General features: G+C 40.3%; 14 protein-coding genes and 1 tRNA gene. 5 read left to right on the top strand and 10 right to left on the bottom strand.

Annotation, left to right across the window (positions count from 1 at the left end; translation table 11 throughout):
* Positions 1–169: 169 nt before the first annotated feature.
* The gene (locus CUB63_RS12850; RefSeq protein ID WP_006536174.1) at positions 170–676 is read right to left on the bottom strand and encodes an FxsA family protein; all 507 of its coding nucleotides are present in this window, start codon (positions 674–676) and stop codon (positions 170–172) included.
* Positions 677–1,050: 374 nt separating this feature from the next.
* Between CUB63_RS12850 and aspA the strand changes: the two genes are divergently transcribed.
* The 5 genes from aspA (at position 1,051) to CUB63_RS12825 (ending at position 7,047) form a co-directional block, all read left to right on the top strand.
* Positions 1,051–2,475 (top strand): aspartate ammonia-lyase, encoded by a 1,425-nt coding sequence (gene aspA, locus CUB63_RS12845; protein WP_072064394.1) that lies wholly within the window; start codon positions 1,051–1,053, stop codon positions 2,473–2,475.
* A 158-nt stretch (positions 2,476–2,633) separates the two neighbouring features.
* The gene (locus CUB63_RS12840; RefSeq protein WP_109848198.1) at positions 2,634–3,959 is read left to right on the top strand and encodes an anaerobic C4-dicarboxylate transporter; all 1,326 of its coding nucleotides are present in this window, start codon (positions 2,634–2,636) and stop codon (positions 3,957–3,959) included.
* Positions 3,960–4,142: 183 nt separating this feature from the next.
* Positions 4,143–4,715, top strand: coding sequence for a division control transcriptional repressor DicD (dicD, locus tag CUB63_RS12835; RefSeq protein ID WP_006536177.1), 573 nt, complete (start codon positions 4,143–4,145; stop codon positions 4,713–4,715).
* 294 nt (positions 4,716–5,009) lie between these two features.
* Positions 5,010–5,085, top strand: a tRNA-Phe gene (locus tag CUB63_RS12830).
* A 996-nt stretch (positions 5,086–6,081) separates the two neighbouring features.
* Entirely contained in the window at positions 6,082–7,047 is a 966-nt protein-coding gene (locus CUB63_RS12825; RefSeq protein ID WP_006536178.1) for a helix-turn-helix domain-containing protein, read from the top strand.
* Positions 7,048–7,120: 73 nt separating this feature from the next.
* Here the strand turns inward: CUB63_RS12825 and CUB63_RS12820 are convergent, their stop codons facing one another.
* From CUB63_RS12820 to CUB63_RS12780, 9 genes are all read right to left on the bottom strand, one after another.
* On the bottom strand, positions 7,121–7,405 hold the full coding sequence (locus tag CUB63_RS12820) for a ferredoxin family protein (protein WP_006536179.1): 285 nt from the start codon (positions 7,403–7,405) through the stop codon (positions 7,121–7,123).
* Positions 7,402–8,688: an FAD-dependent oxidoreductase FixC gene (gene fixC / locus CUB63_RS12815; protein WP_109848197.1), complete on the bottom strand. Its 1,287-nt coding sequence runs from the start codon at positions 8,686–8,688 to the stop codon at positions 7,402–7,404. The genes CUB63_RS12820 and fixC overlap by 4 nt, the downstream gene beginning before the upstream one ends.
* A gap of 63 nt (positions 8,689–8,751) precedes the next feature.
* On the bottom strand, positions 8,752–9,693 hold the full coding sequence (locus CUB63_RS12810) for an FAD-binding protein (RefSeq protein ID WP_109848196.1): 942 nt from the start codon (positions 9,691–9,693) through the stop codon (positions 8,752–8,754).
* Positions 9,694–9,704: 11 nt separating this feature from the next.
* A complete protein-coding gene (fixA, locus tag CUB63_RS12805; RefSeq protein ID WP_109848195.1) occupies positions 9,705–10,481 on the bottom strand; it encodes a putative electron transfer flavoprotein FixA in 777 nt (258 codons plus the stop codon).
* A 54-nt stretch (positions 10,482–10,535) separates the two neighbouring features.
* A complete protein-coding gene (locus CUB63_RS12800) occupies positions 10,536–11,675 on the bottom strand; it encodes an acyl-CoA dehydrogenase family protein (RefSeq protein WP_109848194.1) in 1,140 nt (379 codons plus the stop codon).
* A 95-nt stretch (positions 11,676–11,770) separates the two neighbouring features.
* Positions 11,771–13,090: a GntP family permease gene (locus CUB63_RS12795; protein ID WP_006536187.1), complete on the bottom strand. Its 1,320-nt coding sequence runs from the start codon at positions 13,088–13,090 to the stop codon at positions 11,771–11,773.
* Between the two features lie 80 nt (positions 13,091–13,170).
* A complete protein-coding gene (locus tag CUB63_RS12790; protein ID WP_109848193.1) occupies positions 13,171–14,304 on the bottom strand; it encodes a 2-hydroxyacyl-CoA dehydratase subunit D in 1,134 nt (377 codons plus the stop codon).
* Positions 14,304–15,545: a 2-hydroxyacyl-CoA dehydratase subunit D gene (locus tag CUB63_RS12785; protein WP_109400051.1), complete on the bottom strand. Its 1,242-nt coding sequence runs from the start codon at positions 15,543–15,545 to the stop codon at positions 14,304–14,306. Before CUB63_RS12785 ends, CUB63_RS12790 begins: the two co-directional genes overlap by 1 nt.
* The gene (locus CUB63_RS12780; RefSeq protein WP_072064401.1) at positions 15,542–16,369 is read right to left on the bottom strand and encodes an acyl-CoA dehydratase activase; all 828 of its coding nucleotides are present in this window, start codon (positions 16,367–16,369) and stop codon (positions 15,542–15,544) included. Before CUB63_RS12780 ends, CUB63_RS12785 begins: the two co-directional genes overlap by 4 nt.
* Positions 16,370–16,388 lie beyond the last annotated feature (19 nt).

Raw genomic sequence — 16,388 nt, 5'->3', positions numbered from 1 at the left:
TAATAGTGCTCCTATAAAAAAGTCCATATCAGGATTAAGGTTGATACCAGTGCCCAAAATGAACCAGTACCATGACGATACAGGTGGGGGCATCAAGTAAAACTTCAAGGGGAGAAGTGTGATTTTTTTTCAAATTTTCCCCATTTCAGTTGATTATGCTTTCGGCTGATTATTTTTTGTCAGAAAAATGGTCGTTATTCTGATCTTCAGCCTTATTATTCAGTTGGTTACTCGGTGAATCCTCTTTACGCTGAAACTCGCCTTCAAATGTTGTTCCATTTTGATCAGACGAAAATCCACTTTGACCATGACCTGCTGAATAAACACGAATACGAGAAATCAATTTAGTCACTAACAGTGCTTGCAACGGTGGTAACAACAACAGCAAGCCCAAGAAATCCGTAAAAAAGCCTGGGATCAACAGTAAAATACCCGCCAATATTAACGAAACGCTTTTCACCATTTCAGCAGCAGGCACTTCACCCACGGCAAGTTTTTGCTGCATTGAAGCAATATTTTTTACGCCCTGATTTTTTACCAATGAGACACCAACACAAGAAGTCAGCACCACAAGGAATAGTGTTGTAAGCACGCCAATCGAAGATGCTACATTGACGAAAATAACAGCTTCTATATAGATAAGAAGACAGATAACAATTAATGGGAGCCAACGCACTTGGTTCTCCTTTTTATAAAAAAAGATTCATATTATTAATAGAAAGTAGTGTGAACTACATCTAAGGTGATGGTTTACGAACTCGCTTTTTCTTAGTTTATCTACATAATAATGGGGAGCCTAACACTCCTTTTCAAGGGGCGTTAAAAAGAGAGTTAGAACGGTAAAATCCATGAGATAGATCACAAAAAGAAAATATTTAGAGGTTATTTACGTATAAAGTGATCCAGCTTAAAGGTATTTGTTCACAACCCGAATATGATCGTGTCAGTACCAAGCAAAACGGTAAGTTATATTACATTATTAACCGTTAACGATATATTTTATTAACAAGCGCATAACTAGACAGTTAAAATTTTAATAAGAAGGTTCTCATGTCAAATAAAACTCGTATCGAAGAAGACCTGTTAGGTAAAAGAGAAGTTCCTGCTGATGCTTACTATGGCGTCCACACTTTACGTGCAATTGAAAACTTCTACATCAGTGATCGTACCATCAATGATGTTCCAGAATTCATCCGCGGTATGGTAATGGTGAAAAAAGCCGCAGCATTAGCAAACAAAGAACTTCACACTATTCCTCGTGAAATCGCTGATACGATTATCAAAGCCTGTGACGTAGTATTAGAAACAGGTAAACACATGGATCAATTCCCAGTTGATGTATTCCAAGGCGGTGCAGGTACTTCATTAAATATGAATACCAACGAAGTTATCGCAAACATCGGTCTGGAATTAATGGGCCACCAAAAAGGTGAATACCAATACCTGAACCCGAATGACCACGTCAATAAGAGCCAATCAACAAACGACGCTTATCCTTGTGGTTTCCGTGTAGCGGTTTATAACTCTATTATCAAATTAACTGAATCTATCGAACTGCTGAAAGCAGGTTTTGATAGAAAAGCAGTTGAGTTCAAAGACATCCTGAAAATGGGTCGTACTCAATTACAAGATGCTGTACCAATGACTTTAGGTCAAGAATTCCATGCTTTCTCTGTACTGATGAAAGAAGAAATCAAAAACCTGAAACGCACTGCTGAGTTACTGTTAGAAATGAACTTAGGTGCAACTGCTATCGGTACTGGTCTGAATACAGCACCGGGTTACCAAAAACTGGCGGTTGAAAAACTGGCAGAAGTAACTGGTTTAGCTTGTGTTCCAGCAGAAGACTTAATTGAAGCAACTTCTGACTGTGGTGCTTATGTGATGGTTCACGGCGCGTTAAAACGCTTAGCTGTGAAAATGTCTAAAATCTGTAATGACTTACGTTTACTGTCCTCTGGTCCTCGTGCAGGTCTGAAAGAAATCAATCTTCCAGAACTACAAGCAGGTTCTTCAATCATGCCAGCTAAAGTAAACCCAGTAATTCCAGAAGTTGTTAACCAAGCTTGCTTTAAAGTTATCGGTAATGACACTTGCGTGACTATGGCTGCTGAAGCAGGTCAATTACAATTAAACGTAATGGAACCCGCTATCGGTCAAGCAATGTTCGAATCAATCTCTCTGTTAAGCAACGCTTGCCGTAACTTAGTAGAAAAATGTGTTGATGGTATCACTGCGAATAAAGAAATCTGTGAACACTTCGTATTTAGCTCAATCGGTATCGTTACTTATCTGAACCCATTCATTGGTCACCATAACGGCGACATCGTTGGTAAGATTTGTGCAGAAACAGGTAAGAGCGTACGTGAAGTTGTTCTAGAACGTGGTTTATTAACCGAAGAACAACTGGATGATATCTTCTCTATCGAGAACTTAAAAAACCCGGCTTACAAAGCAAAACGCTTCGATGATTAATAATTGTGTTTTATAACATGACACTGTTAAACATAAGAATGAGCTCTTAAAAATACAAGGCACGGACTCTTTAAGAGACGTGCCTTTTTACTTGATTGTAAAAACAAAAATTTAACTTATCTTTCTCATTTTTTTAATTATCTCAAGGAGTAAACGCTATGCTAGCCGCAGAATTGATTATCGTTCTGCTGGCCATTTTCCTCGGTGCGAGACTTGGGGGAATTGGTATCGGGTTTGCCGGTGGTTTAGGGGTTTTAGTTTTAGCCGCTATCGGTGTTAAACCTGGTTCAATCCCTTTTGATGTTATCTCCATCATTATGGCTGTTATTGCCGCAATCTCTGCGATGCAGGTTGCTGGTGGTTTGGATTATCTTGTTGGCCAAACTGAAAAACTGTTAAGACGTAATCCAAAATACATCACAATTCTTGCGCCAATTGTGACTTATTTCTTAACTCTATTTGCAGGTACAGGGAACATCTCTTTAGCAACACTACCAGTTATCGCTGAAGTTGCAAAAGAACAAGGCATCAAACCTTGCCGTCCTTTATCAACTGGTGTTGTTGCAGCTCAAATCGGTATTACTGCATCACCTATCTCTGCAGCGGTTGTCTACATGGCATCTGTCATGGAAAACCCTGCAATGGTCGGTGAAGGTAACACTGTAAGCTACATCACTCTGCTGTCTATCTTGTTACCAGCGACTTTCCTTGCTATTATTCTGATGTCATTCATCGTGTCTTGGGTATTTAACTCAAAACTGTCTGATGATGCAGTCTATCGTGAGCGTTTAGAACAAGGTCTGGTTGAGTTACGTGGTAGCCAAGCGCGCAGAGAAACATTACCAGGTGCTAAATCATCTGTAATGCTGTTCTTACTAGGTGTTGTCTGTGTTGTTACTTATGCAATCATCAACAGCCCAAGCTTAGGCATTGTGAAAGAACCGTTAATGAACACAACTAACGCTATTCTGATCATCATGCTGAGTGTTGCAACACTTATCACTGTTTTCTGTAAAGTGAAAACTGACACCATCCTCAACTCAAGTACTTTTAAAGCAGGTATGAGTGCATGTATCTGTATTCTCGGTGTTGCATGGTTAGGTGATACTTTTGTTTCAAGTAACATTGATTGGATCAAACTGACTGCAGGTGATTTAATCACTGGCCATCCTTGGTTATTAGCCGTTATCTTCTTCTTCTGCTCTGCACTGTTATATTCACAAGCAGCAACAGCAAAAGCATTAATGCCAATGGCTTTAGCGCTAGGTGTATCTCCATTAACTGCAATAGCATCTTTCTCTGCGGTTTCTGGTCTGTTCATCCTGCCAACTTACCCAACACTGGTTGCGGCAGTTCAAATGGATGACACAGGTACAACCCGTATCGGTAAATTAGTCTTCAACCACCCATTCTTTATCCCTGGTACAATTGGTGTGGTATTAGCTGTCGGATTTGGTTTCCTCTTCGGCGGTATGATCCTGTAGTTTGAAGTAAAAAATTAAAACATTGCAAAAAAGCGCCTAGCGCTTACAAAAAATAAAAAACAAGAAAATACCCCGTCGCAAGATGGGGTATTTTCATTTTACCCTGTCGCCTCTTGCTTTCATTTTTAGTTAAAGTCTGCTAATTATGATGTTCTCGCGACAACGTGATTTAAGGAGATTTCCGTGCAACGTGAAGCGTTATTAGACCACGTACTTATCCAGTTAGAGCAATATGGCTTAGCGGCGACTTTACCAGAGCTTCTTCAAGATTCGGGTATCAATGAATCTCAACTTTATCCATTCTGGCCGGATAGAGACGCCTTAATTTTTGATTGTCTTCGCCATCATGGGCAGCAAATTGATATTTGGCAACGCCAAGTGATGTTAGATGAAGAACTGACTATCGAACAAAAATTACTGGCACGTTATGATCAGCTCGCCATACGTTTAGAGAAAAACCGTTTTCCTGGTTGTTTATTTGTTGCAGCATGTAGCGCATACCCGGATGAACACACTCAAATCCACCAATTAAGCCAACGTCAAAAACAAAGCTCATTTGATTACTCTAGAACACTACTACGCGAGCTTGATATCGAAGACAGTGAGTTAGTTGCTAAACAGATGGAACTCATCTTAGAAGGCTGTTTAAGCCGTTTAATGGTGAATCATCATGCTGATGATATTATTACAGCAAAATTATTGGCAGAGGATATTCTTAAGATAGCTCAATGCCGTAAAAATGGCGCATTAAGTTAGTGTTGAATGTTGGAAAACGAAAGAAATGAGTTATTTTCTCGCGCCCCTCAATTTCTTTCTATAGAGTAGCAAAAAAGAAATTAAATCATCAAAAAAGAGAAAAATTTCTCTTTGACATGCAAAAAAGTGGATATCTTTACTGATTGTTATTTAAGCATTTTTTACTAAAAAATAGCTTATGATGAAAATTTAAACGTGAATAGAATAAAAAGAAAGCAAACAAACTTATTTTTGCATTTTTTATTAAAAAGACGTTGACGCATCCGGCTGAATACGGTTTAATGCGCCTCGTTAGCCCGAATAGCTCAGTCGGTAGAGCAGGGGATTGAAAATCCCCGTGTCCTTGGTTCGATTCCGAGTTCGGGCACCATCTTTAGAAAAACCAGCCTTAGGGCTGGTTTTTTGCTTTTATAGACTAATTTAATAGTTATTCTTAATAAATATCGTTCCCCTTTCTGCCTATTTTATTCCTATCTACTAAAAAGTAGATCAAAATAAATACAACACTATTAATAAAATGCTAGTTTAATAATGGGGTTTTTCAGTACGATAGCTATCATTTGTTTTTCTTTCAGTCATCTGCATTCTTGCTTTTATAGGCTATTTCTTTTCCTCTTTTAGTCTATTGTTAACACCTTCACCTGTTGCACTGTTTCAATCGCCTTATATCATCTCATTAATCAGCTTTTTTATTTATCTTTATCTCAATAAGTTATATTGAGACCTATAAAAAATAAAATAGAAAACTAAATATAGAATGTGATTATAACTACATATTTTTTCAGCGTATTAAAAGTGTGGTAAGAGATATTAATATAACAAAGATATTACCATCCAAAGGAAGAGTTGTTGTAATATATATTATGAATTTTATTAATAATTAAATTTATAGAAATTTAATTTTCTAAAATTAATAACGTCATGATTAACAATAAATAACAATATTATTTAACAAACGATTATACCCCGTACATAAAATCCATATTAACTCACACTCTGAAAAGAATGAAATAAATAAGATATTAATAAGAATCACTCTTAATCTATTTATGAGATCTCTCTCTAAAGATAGGAAATTAACTTAGGATTAATAGCATAGAGATGATAGCATAAAAAATGCAATAAATTAGTTCTATAATTTACATGACTTTAGTTTAAATAAATTAAAAATTTTTAAATATATTGTCTTCAATTTATTAACAAGCAAGATAATACATATCTTCATTAATAATTATTTAAACGTACTATTCTAATGTTTAGATTAACGTTATCGAAAAAATTATTCTATTTCTGTCTGAGTTAAGACATTTTTATACTCGACGAGTAGCTACACAACAAAAATACTTTCAATAAAAGTGGGCGTACTATGAAAAGCATGTTTACGACTCGGGAGCTCCCTGACGTAGATCGGTTTTCCGTATTCAGGGATACAATAAAAGACCGCTTTTTATCGTCTTATGAATGCAATGAAGTCGAATTGCCTCCTCATTCTCGATTTTATGCCAATATTGTCGAGCAAAAGGTGACAAATATTCGCTTTATTCAGTTAGAGTCTAATGGACATTGGGCAAGTAGCCGTCCTTTGAGCCATAAACTGAGCTTAGAAGAACATTTTCAAATTGAGATACAGCGTTCAGGAACCAGCCATCTAACTCAAGATGGAAGAACCGCATTTCTGCGACAAGGCGACTTTTGTATTTTTGATATGGCAAGACCCGTATCTTGGTCTTTTGATAACGACTACTCGTTATTTAAGATCCTGATCCCAAGGGAGAAACTGGCATCACGTTTAGGTAATACCCAAAATCTTACTGCAAGGGCGATACGTGGTAATAGCATTACCGGCTCTCTCGTTTATAGTTTTGTGATGCGTTATATTCCATTCTTGGATTCAATGCCACCACAACATGCACAACAACTTGCTGATATTTTATTGAATTTAATTACCTCAGCCTTTAGCGAATTCAGTATTGCGACACCACCGCAAAGCTTAGGAAGATCAACACTGTTTTATTTTGCTCAGCACTATCTTGAGCAACATCTTTCTGATCCTGATCTCAGTGTGAATGAATGTGCTAATGCATGTGGGATCTCAGTACGCTATTTACAGATGTTATTTAAAGAGCAAAATACCTCTGTACTTCGTTGGATCTACCAAAAACGTCTTGAGAATTATAAAGCGGCGTTAGTTAATCCACTTTTAGCAGAGAAAAATATTACACAACTGGCTTATGAATGTGGGTTTAGTGATATTTCTAATTTAAGTCGAAAATTTAAATCTGAATTTTTTATGACACCTTCAGAGTATCGAAAAATACATTCATTGAGATAAATAGATTAATTATCTCCCCCCTCTAGTTTCTATTTGGAGGTTATTCTAGAGAGGGGAAATAAAAGTTATCACATCAACCGTAACGAAACTCAATGCCTAGTGTGCCACACGGATATTCCCATTTCTTTAAAATCGTCTCGCCACATAACACACGACAAGTACCGCACTCTAAACACCCCGCATAATCAAAAAGATATTGCCCTTTTTCATCTCTTTTATATAACCCTGCGGGACAAGCTTTCATTAAGATTTCAAATTGTGCAGGATCGATATCATCCTTTAAGACAATATGCGGATTTTCTTCATCCACATTAAATTTATTAACGCCTAATTTAACGTCTACGTTTACTTGACTCATAAAGAACGTACTCCTTTAAAGCCATCTTTAATTAAGTTCATCACACCGACTTTCTTAACTTGAGACAGTATTTTCTTACGTACTGGTTTTTCTGGGCCATTAATCACGAATAAATCATGCATAACATTGGCTGCCATTTGCGGGTAATCCGTAAAGAATCTGGTGTTATCGAGGAAAGCAGGTAGATCTTTATATAGCTTCATATCTTTCATAACAAAACTGTCATTTAATAAAGATTGATAACAATTCAGCTCTCTTTGACTGTAGCTGTTTTGTTCTTTCGCCATTAATACCGCTTTTGCGGCAGCTTCGCCTGAAGCAATCGCCAGATCCATCCCTCTTACGGTATAACCCACATTGAGGCAAAAACCAGCAGCATCCCCCGCCACTAATACACCATCTCTCACTAATTCAGACACCATATTCATGCCACCTTCTGGCACCATATGGGCTGAATATTCTAATAATTTGCCATCTTTGATAAGCGGTGCAACAACAGGATGTTGTTTAAAATCTTCTAATAATTGAGGAACCGTTTTTTCGAACTTATCGACATTATGTAGCCCTAAAACTAGGCCTAAAGAAACGGTATTTTTATTGGTATATAAAAAACCACCACCTAAGTATCCCCCTGATGGTGCGCCCGCAAAAAGCCAAGCTAACCCTTCATCATTGGTGCAACCAAATCGGTCTTCCATTTGTTGAGGAGTAAATTCAAGTAATTCTTTAACACCAACAGCAACAGTATGAGGATTAACTTTCTGTGTCATACCTAATTGTTTTGCTAATAACGAGTTAACACCATCAGCAAGGATAACCACATGGGCTTCAATTTCATCATCACCCGCTTTAACGCCACATACTTTGCCATCTTTTACTAATACTTCATCGACACGAACGCCCGTGATCACTTGTGCGCCAGCATTTTCTGCTTTTTCCATTAACCACTGATCAAATGAAGAGCGCAATACAGTATAAGAGCGTGCAGCTTCCTCTTCTTGCTGAGTATGCTGATAATCTAACGTCACACCATCTGTCGGTGTTAACATGGAGATCTTTTCACGCGTAACAAGGCGCTCAACTGGGGCTTCTTCGGCAAAGTTGGGGATAATTTTTTCAAGGCTGTGTGCGTATAAACGTCCGCCCGTCATATTTTTACTGCCAGCGAAATTACCTCGCTCAACCACTAATACATCACATCCTGCTTGCGCTAAAACATAGGCAGCAGTACCACCAGCAAGTCCACCACCCACAATAATGGCGTCAAAAATATCGTCTGACATACTTTTCTATCCTTTTATTATGTGTGGTCGCTTAGCATACGTTCACTAAGCGACCGACGGGAATTAGCCGCCAAGTTTTGCTGTTAATGCAGGTAACACTTTGTAGAGGTCGCCGACAATCCCGTAGTCCACCATATTGAAGATAGGCGCATTTTTATCTTTGTTGATACCAACAATAATTTTTGCTCTATCTACACCGACCATATGTTGAATTTGTCCTGAAATACCGACAGCAACATATACATCCGCACCTAAGGTCACGCCTGAAACACCAATGTAACGGTCGTGTTCCATCCAGCCCTCGCCTTCTGCAATTGGACGTGAACAACCCACTTCACCTTGAAGGGCTTTCGCCAATGCTGACGCTAACGCAATATCATCCGCCTTACCAAAGCCACGTCCAACACCAACAACACAATGCGCTTTACCTAAATCAACGCTACTACCTTGTTTTGGCTTACGTGCCAACACTTTTAATGTATGCGCAGGGGCGATAAAGGCACCTTGCACCACTGATGCATTGGGCGCATCTGTAATGACCTCCACATCTAATGCACTACCAACGGTAGCAATAGCATAAGGTGAGCGAATTTCTGCTTTAGCATGTGCTAAACCACCATAAACTTGGTGTGTTGCGATCACAGTATTGTTTTCAACAGTCAGACTTAATGCATCACTGACAACACCCGCTTTTAACGTCACACCTAGGCGAGCCGCAATGGCTTTTGCTCGTTTTGATGATGCTAATAAAACCAATGCATTAGCACCTGCTTCTTTAATAATTTCAGCAAAAGAGGCCGCATAATCTTCAGCAATCACACCTTCTTGTGGCGCAAAGCAATAGACACAATCAGCGCCAAGGCTGACACATTCACGCGTGCTTTCATCATCACCGATAAATAACACATTCACTTTTTCGCCAAGATCACGAGCAAACGCTATCAGCTTCGCTAAATCATCCGCTTTCTCGGCATAAACAAAGGTAGTAGGTAGTAAACTAGCCATTTTTAATCTCCTTATTGATTAACCGCTTGGCGTAAATGCTCAGCAAACGTGGCAATATTTTCATCTGAATCACCTTCTAAAATAATACCAAGGCGATCAGTCTGTTCTGGTGCGCACACTTGTGTTTGCACTACTGTCAGTGCTGAAATATCAACACCAATATCGCCTAACCCAAGTTTCTCAACCGGCTTTTTATTCGCCGCTAAAATGGCTTTCATTGATGGTAATTTTGGGGTGTTAATGCTTGATGTCACACAGACAACGGCAGGTAATGTCAGCTCTAGCTCTTCAGTGATATTTTCTAGATCACGTTCAACAATGATTTTGTCACCTTCAACGGTGATTTTATTAACGGCATTAACACAAGGTAAGCCTAAGTACTCACCTACCGCTAAACCTGTTTGTTGAGCGTATAAGTCACCCGAACCTTCACCGAAAACTAATAAATCAAAACCCACTTTTTGTGCGGCTTGCGCAATAATATTGGCAGTATCTGTTGAATAAAGAGCATTGCAAGCATCATCAGCAACAAGTGTTAATGCATCAGGGCCACGCGATAAAATATCTTTTTTAATTTTCGCGTTTTCTACCATGACACTTGTCCCCACACTTAATGCGGTTACGGTGCTATCCCCTATAGCCGAGGCAATTTCTACTGCGGTTTCAATTGCATTTAAATCATATAAACTAATTTTTAAACCCGCATTATCAGTTGCGAGTGTACGATCAGGCCGCGTTGTGATGTCTTGTTCGTCATGAACAACCTTACAGCAGGCAATAAGTTTCATAATTCACATTCTCCGTTTTGCTCAAGGGAGCAAATTAATAAAATCCCAATGTCATTACGCTAAAATATGTTTAGCGATCACCATGCGTTGCACTTCGCTTGTGCCTTCAAAAATTTCAGTGAGTTTTGCTTCACGCATTAGGCGTTCAACAGGATAAGATTTGGTGTAACCCATACCACCGTGGAGTTGAACGGCTTTTTGAGTTACATAGGTTGCTGTTTCAGAAGCGTATAACTTGGCTTGTGCTGATTCGCGGGTATAAGGAAGCCCAGCAATTTTTGCCGCAGCTGCGCGATACACCAACATACGAGCACAATCTACGCGGGTAGCCATATCCACTAGCATCCATTGCACACCTTGGTTGGCTGCAATAGGTTTTCCAAATTGAATACGCTCTTTGGTGTAATCAATCGTGGCATCTAATGCACTTTGTGCGATGCCTAACGCAATCGCTGAACAGCTTAAACGGCCACCATCTAAGGTTTCCATGGCAATACTAAAGCCTTTACCTTCAGCACCTAAACGTGCGCTAACAGGTACAACACAATCACTAAAACTGACAGAACAGGTTTCAGAACCATTCATACCCATTTTTTCTTCTGGTAAACCAATGCTGATCCCTGGGTTATCACGCTCAACTAAGAATGCCGTGATCCCTTTAACGCCCGCACTTTTATCAGTCATGGCAAATACGATAAAGAATGCACCTTGAGGGGCTGCTGTGATCCACAATTTAGAGCCATTGATCACATAATTATCACCTTGACGAACTGCAGTTGTTTGTTGAGCTGCGGCATCACAACCCGCACTTGGTTCGGATAAACAGAAACAACCAATTTGTTCACCTGAAACCACTCCCGGTAAAATACGTGCTTTGGTTGCTTCATCAGCATATTTTTGAATAACAGGCCCAGTTAATGAACACTGTGACCCCATGATCATGGCGTGTGCAGCGCTGACTTTTGCCATTTCTTCTGTTGCTAATACATAGCTAATTGCATCAGCTTCTGTTCCACCATAATTTTCATCAATATTGAAACCAAAGAGTCCTAATTCAGCCATAGGTGCAACGCTTTCACTTGGAAAACGGTGTTCTTTATCAATTTCGCCAGCAATAGGCTTAATATCATTTTCAACAAACTCTCTGACCATATCGCGGATCAGGACTTGTTCTTCTGTTAGCTGAAAATCCATGTTTATCTTCCTCTGTGAATAGATAGGGGTATCTCTATGGCGTGCGATTTCACGTTTGTCGTCTTATCGCACGCATTAATCGGTTAACGTTATTGCTACATCGTCGCTATGGATGCAGGTAAGAAGGTGTACAGCAGCAACATAAACATCATGGCTAACAATGGGATAGCGAGAGTTAACGTTCCTACAGGGCCATAGCCCTCTTTATGGCTGACACCACAAACGCTAAAGACAGTAATAATCAATCCGTTAAATGGCGGAGTTGTACTCATTGATGCCATGGTGGCCACACGGTGTAAGGAGCCTTGATCAACCACAGTTGCAGGGAACATTGCAGCAATCATTGGCATAGCAATACTTAACGCACCGGAGCCTGAGCCACTGATAAACACCAAAGCGCCGACCGAAATTGCGGTCACAACAAGTGGATTCAGCCCCGATTGAGCAATCGCTTGGAATGATTCTTTGAACGCAGGTAAGGTCATCACTAATGCCCCAAACCCAACAATAACCGCCGTATTAAAGAGAGAGGTCACCCCTTCCATTGTTCCTGCAGCCAAATTAGGTACGAGCTTTTTCCAATCGAGATAGCGTAAATACACAATCAAGGCGGCGATAATGGCGCAGAATAGTGCAATAGCAGGGTCCCATTTCAGGATATTCAGCACGACCAGCAAAATAAGCATAGGGAGTAATGCAACGAGCACATTGGGTAATTGACGATCTTTTTTACCTTCCTCTGCCTTCGCTGTTTTTTCGTCTTCAACCCAGCCTTCACCTTTCGCTTTTACACGCTTAAATAACCAAGTGAGATAAATAATCACTAAGGTGATTTGGAACAATGCTGTCAACATACCCGGTACTAAACCGGCCGTAGCTGACGTACCTAAGAACTTCATTGGGATAAGGTTTTGGATTTGTGGTGATCCCGGCATGATCATCACAAACGTACCTGCACCGGCAAAATAGACAGCAGGAATAAGTCTGCGAGGAAGATTGGCTTTGCGGAATAAACTCACCATCATCGAATAAACAGTAAACAGTGCAACAAACACTGACACACCGCCGTAGGCTAAAATGGCACAAGCCGCAACTAATGAAGGAATAACGGCTCTTTCACCAAATTTACCAATAATAAAAGAGGCAACACTATCAGCAGCGCCACTGATAGCGGTTAATTTGCCAAAAATCGCACCTAGTACGAAAATGAAGAAGAAACTACCAAAATAGCCACCTAACCCACCGGTATACACTTGTAACAGTGCATCGACAGGATTAAGCATATCGGGTGATACAAGCCATGCAGTCACAGCAAGAAATAGGCTAGTGGTAAAGACAGAAATGAAGATATGTATGCCTTTCATACACATGATCATTAATATCGCTAGCCCAATGATTAAACAAATAATACCCATGATTGCCCCACTTATATGTGTTAGGGTTCAATTGACCTGTGCTATCCACACAGGTCTTTTGTGACTATTGATTAATGTTGTTAAGCAGAAAGCACATCAGCAAAAGTTTGCAGTGCCGTTCTAGCTTGTTCATACGTTTTAGTTTGCTGATCGATTTCGATAATGATGGAAGGAATGCCTTCTCTATCGAGGAATTTCTTCACTATCGGGGCATCGAATTCTTCAGGATCACAGAATTTTGTTAGCAAATAGACAACACCATCAGCACCTGTATTTTTCACCATATCGGCAATTAAACGGCCGCGTTTTTTCTCTGGATCATATAAAAGTGAACATCCTTCAAGCTGGGCAATTTGCTCTGCCATTGCTTCATAAGGTGCGTTATTTTCTGGGATATCTTGACGGAACTGACGAGACTCATGTGCCACTTCATCTGCCACAATCGCCATCTTGTTATCAGCCAAAATTTGTAGAATAGAAGGGCTATCCGCAATAATGCCTGTCACAACAACTTTGTGTCCTTTCCAAGGTTCTGCAGATAAGGTTTTGCATTGTGCAACAATGGCTTCAACGGCTTTTGTATGTTCAACGACATCCATAAAATAACCACTTTTGATCACAGTATTACGACGTTGTGGCGTGATTAAGTTTGGATGAAGCGCAGCCATCTCTGAAAATTCACGTAACGCGGCACGACGCTGATTAAACAGATGGATCGCATTTTTTAGTGCATCATCTGTCACAGGCAGACCTGAAATTTCCCCTAATTGCAGTGCAATTTTTTTGTATTGTTCGGTTAAAAAAGCAATACCCGCTGCGGTTTTACGATTTTGTGGATGCACCAATTGGATAAAAGGCACTTGTGGCACACCGGCTTTCCAGTTTTGCCCTAAGCATTTTAAGGTGTCACACAAAGAAGGAATTATGGCTGCTGACAGCTTATTCAGCGCACCATCCAATCCCATCTCAAGTGAAGAAAGTGCCAATGCACAATAGAATGGCGGAAAATATTTCTTCGCTTCTGAGATCTCACGTCCTTCCGCGCCCCAAATGCCAAAAGGCACCATACCTGCCGCATAGACAATTTCATTCGGAGTATATTCAGGAAAACAACCAATCACCTTTTTGCCACTACGAATAAAACCTTCTAATTGCGCAACGGGGTTATCCACCACCGCTTGCAGCTCATCAAATCTATCCGTTAATGTTTTCATTAGATGTCTCCCTTTTTCATATCTGCTTTATTCGCAGCCATAATTTCTGTTAATGCTTCAACACGGGTGACATACTGCGCTTCAGAGAAAACACGAGGATCTGCTTGGTCGCCATCAAAAGTCACCGTTGGGATCTTAAGTTCATGGCGAATACGGCGCTCAATTTCGGGCATAATGCCACTCCAGAGCTTACAACTGCGGTTAACGTGAATAATTGCACCATCAACTTTATTTTGACGGCTCACATCAATACGCATATCTGCCGCACGCTCAACAGAGACACAGTTAGGAACGTAAGAGTAAGCACGCATCATCTCGTCACTATTTTGATAAATCACACCAAATGCAGTGGCGTAAACAGTAGCGGTAACGTTGATACCTTGCTCTTTTAACGGGGTAGATGTGGCACGCAAATAAGGCCAGCAGGCGATACCTTCAAAGAGAACACGGTATTTTTCTTCACCGCGATAAGTCGATTTTTTCTCTTTGATGTTTTGTTCCATCTCTTCACACAGTTGCTCAAAAGCCAGTGCGGCTTCTAATTTACCGCGAGCACAAACAGCAACAGCCATGTGATTAAACAGATCAAAACCATTCATTGGAGACGGTTCATATTGGCAATATTCTGCGGCTTTTAGCCATGCACGCCCTGTGCGTTGTGAGATTTCACAAACTTCTTTAAATTTTTCTTCAGAGAAGACTTTGCCAGTGACTTTTTCAAGTTGTTTAATCGCATCATCAAATTGCGCTTGAACATACTTCACTGTCACGTCATCAGTGTCATAATCATTTTTATAAGGAATATCGATAAGGATCATTGGGATATTCAATTCGTATGCGATATTTTCATACCACTTGATCATGCAGTTACAGATATTGTTGCAGCACAGCAAGAAGTCAGGCTGAGGCATATCCATCTCTTCACACTGTTTAATATCCATGTAAGAGAGGCTGATCCGAGCATAAGCACAGATATCATTGGAATATCCCATGCTTTCTGCATGCTCACACATTTTTAAACCCGCGCCTTTTGCTGCAATCGCAGCAGCTTGGTTTTCGGGGTAAACGACACATAAACCTAATGTTTCAGCGATTTCTTGAGGGAAGTTAGAGGCACACCACCCTATTTTCTCACCGCTATTTTTAGCATCCCACGCACGCTGATAAGCATCAGCAGCGATTTTTTGCAGTCGTTTTTTCGCAGGAATATAATCCGGCGCATTCATATCTACATTGCTCATTTTGATGTTCCTATTGTTAACGCATCGTCTTCCAATTGATGGCGGTACGCTTCAAAGGCATAAATGGCGGCACCTATCGCCCCGTTGTATTGTGATAAAGGTGAGGTAGCGATAGAGGCGTTCAGCTCTTCGCTTACATAACGAACAACTTCAAAATTACTGGCAACACCGCCTGTCATCACGACAGGGGCTTCAACCCCCACTCGTTTTGCAAGACCAGCAATACGGCTAGCCACAGAGCGGTGAATACCATTAATCACGTCGGGTATTGTTTCGTTATTCGCGAGATGAGAAATGACTTCTGATTCAGAGAACACAGTACAGGTTGAGCTAATCGTGACTTTTTTAGTGGACTTAGCGCCCTCTTGAGCGAGATCAGAAATCTTGGTTTCTAATACTCTCGACATGACATCTAAAAAGCGTCCTGTACCGGCAGCGCACTTATCATTCATCACAAAGTTTAATAAACGGCCCACACCATCCATATGAAGTGCTTTAACGTCTTGACCACCGATATCAATCACTGTTTTTACGCCCGGAAAAAGAAAGTGCGCGCCTTTGGCATGACAGCTCAGTTCGCTCACTTCTTTATTGGCTTCTTTCAGAGAATTACGGCCATATCCTGTTGCACAGATCCAACTGATCTGACTGAGGGAGCCACCAAACTGGCTTAATACTTCAGCGATCGCTTTTTCAGGCCCAGAAGTTCCTGCACCCACTGATGCCAGTGATTTAGCGACAATCGCGTCACCATTTTTCATGATGATGCATTTTGATGCAGACGATCCGATATCAACGCCCATTGTGAAAATGTCTTGTTGCATGCCTTTGCTCTCCTGAAAA

The organism is Proteus penneri (assembly GCF_003144535.1).
GTDB lineage: Bacteria > Pseudomonadota > Gammaproteobacteria > Enterobacterales > Enterobacteriaceae > Proteus > Proteus penneri.
The sequence above is the reverse complement of the archived record's forward strand: the minus strand, read 5'-3'. Positions and strand labels throughout refer to the sequence as shown.

Coding starts and splice junctions, on each gene's coding strand:
- aspA (WP_072064394.1), top strand. CDS start 1,051: ATGTCAAATAAAACTCGTATCGAAGAAGACCTGTTAGGTAAAAGAGAA.
- CUB63_RS12840 (WP_109848198.1), top strand. CDS start 2,634: ATGCTAGCCGCAGAATTGATTATCGTTCTGCTGGCCATTTTCCTCGGT.
- CUB63_RS12825 (WP_006536178.1), top strand. CDS start 6,082: ATGAAAAGCATGTTTACGACTCGGGAGCTCCCTGACGTAGATCGGTTT.
- CUB63_RS12820 (WP_006536179.1), bottom strand. CDS start 7,405: ATGAGTCAAGTAAACGTAGACGTTAAATTAGGCGTTAATAAATTTAAT.
- fixC (WP_109848197.1), bottom strand. CDS start 8,688: ATGTCAGACGATATTTTTGACGCCATTATTGTGGGTGGTGGACTTGCT.
- CUB63_RS12810 (WP_109848196.1), bottom strand. CDS start 9,693: ATGGCTAGTTTACTACCTACTACCTTTGTTTATGCCGAGAAAGCGGAT.
- fixA (WP_109848195.1), bottom strand. CDS start 10,481: ATGAAACTTATTGCCTGCTGTAAGGTTGTTCATGACGAACAAGACATC.
- CUB63_RS12800 (WP_109848194.1), bottom strand. CDS start 11,675: ATGGATTTTCAGCTAACAGAAGAACAAGTCCTGATCCGCGATATGGTC.
- CUB63_RS12795 (WP_006536187.1), bottom strand. CDS start 13,090: ATGGGTATTATTTGTTTAATCATTGGGCTAGCGATATTAATGATCATG.
- CUB63_RS12790 (WP_109848193.1), bottom strand. CDS start 14,304: ATGAAAACATTAACGGATAGATTTGATGAGCTGCAAGCGGTGGTGGAT.
- CUB63_RS12785 (WP_109400051.1), bottom strand. CDS start 15,545: ATGAGCAATGTAGATATGAATGCGCCGGATTATATTCCTGCGAAAAAA.
- CUB63_RS12780 (WP_072064401.1), bottom strand. CDS start 16,369: ATGCAACAAGACATTTTCACAATGGGCGTTGATATCGGATCGTCTGCA.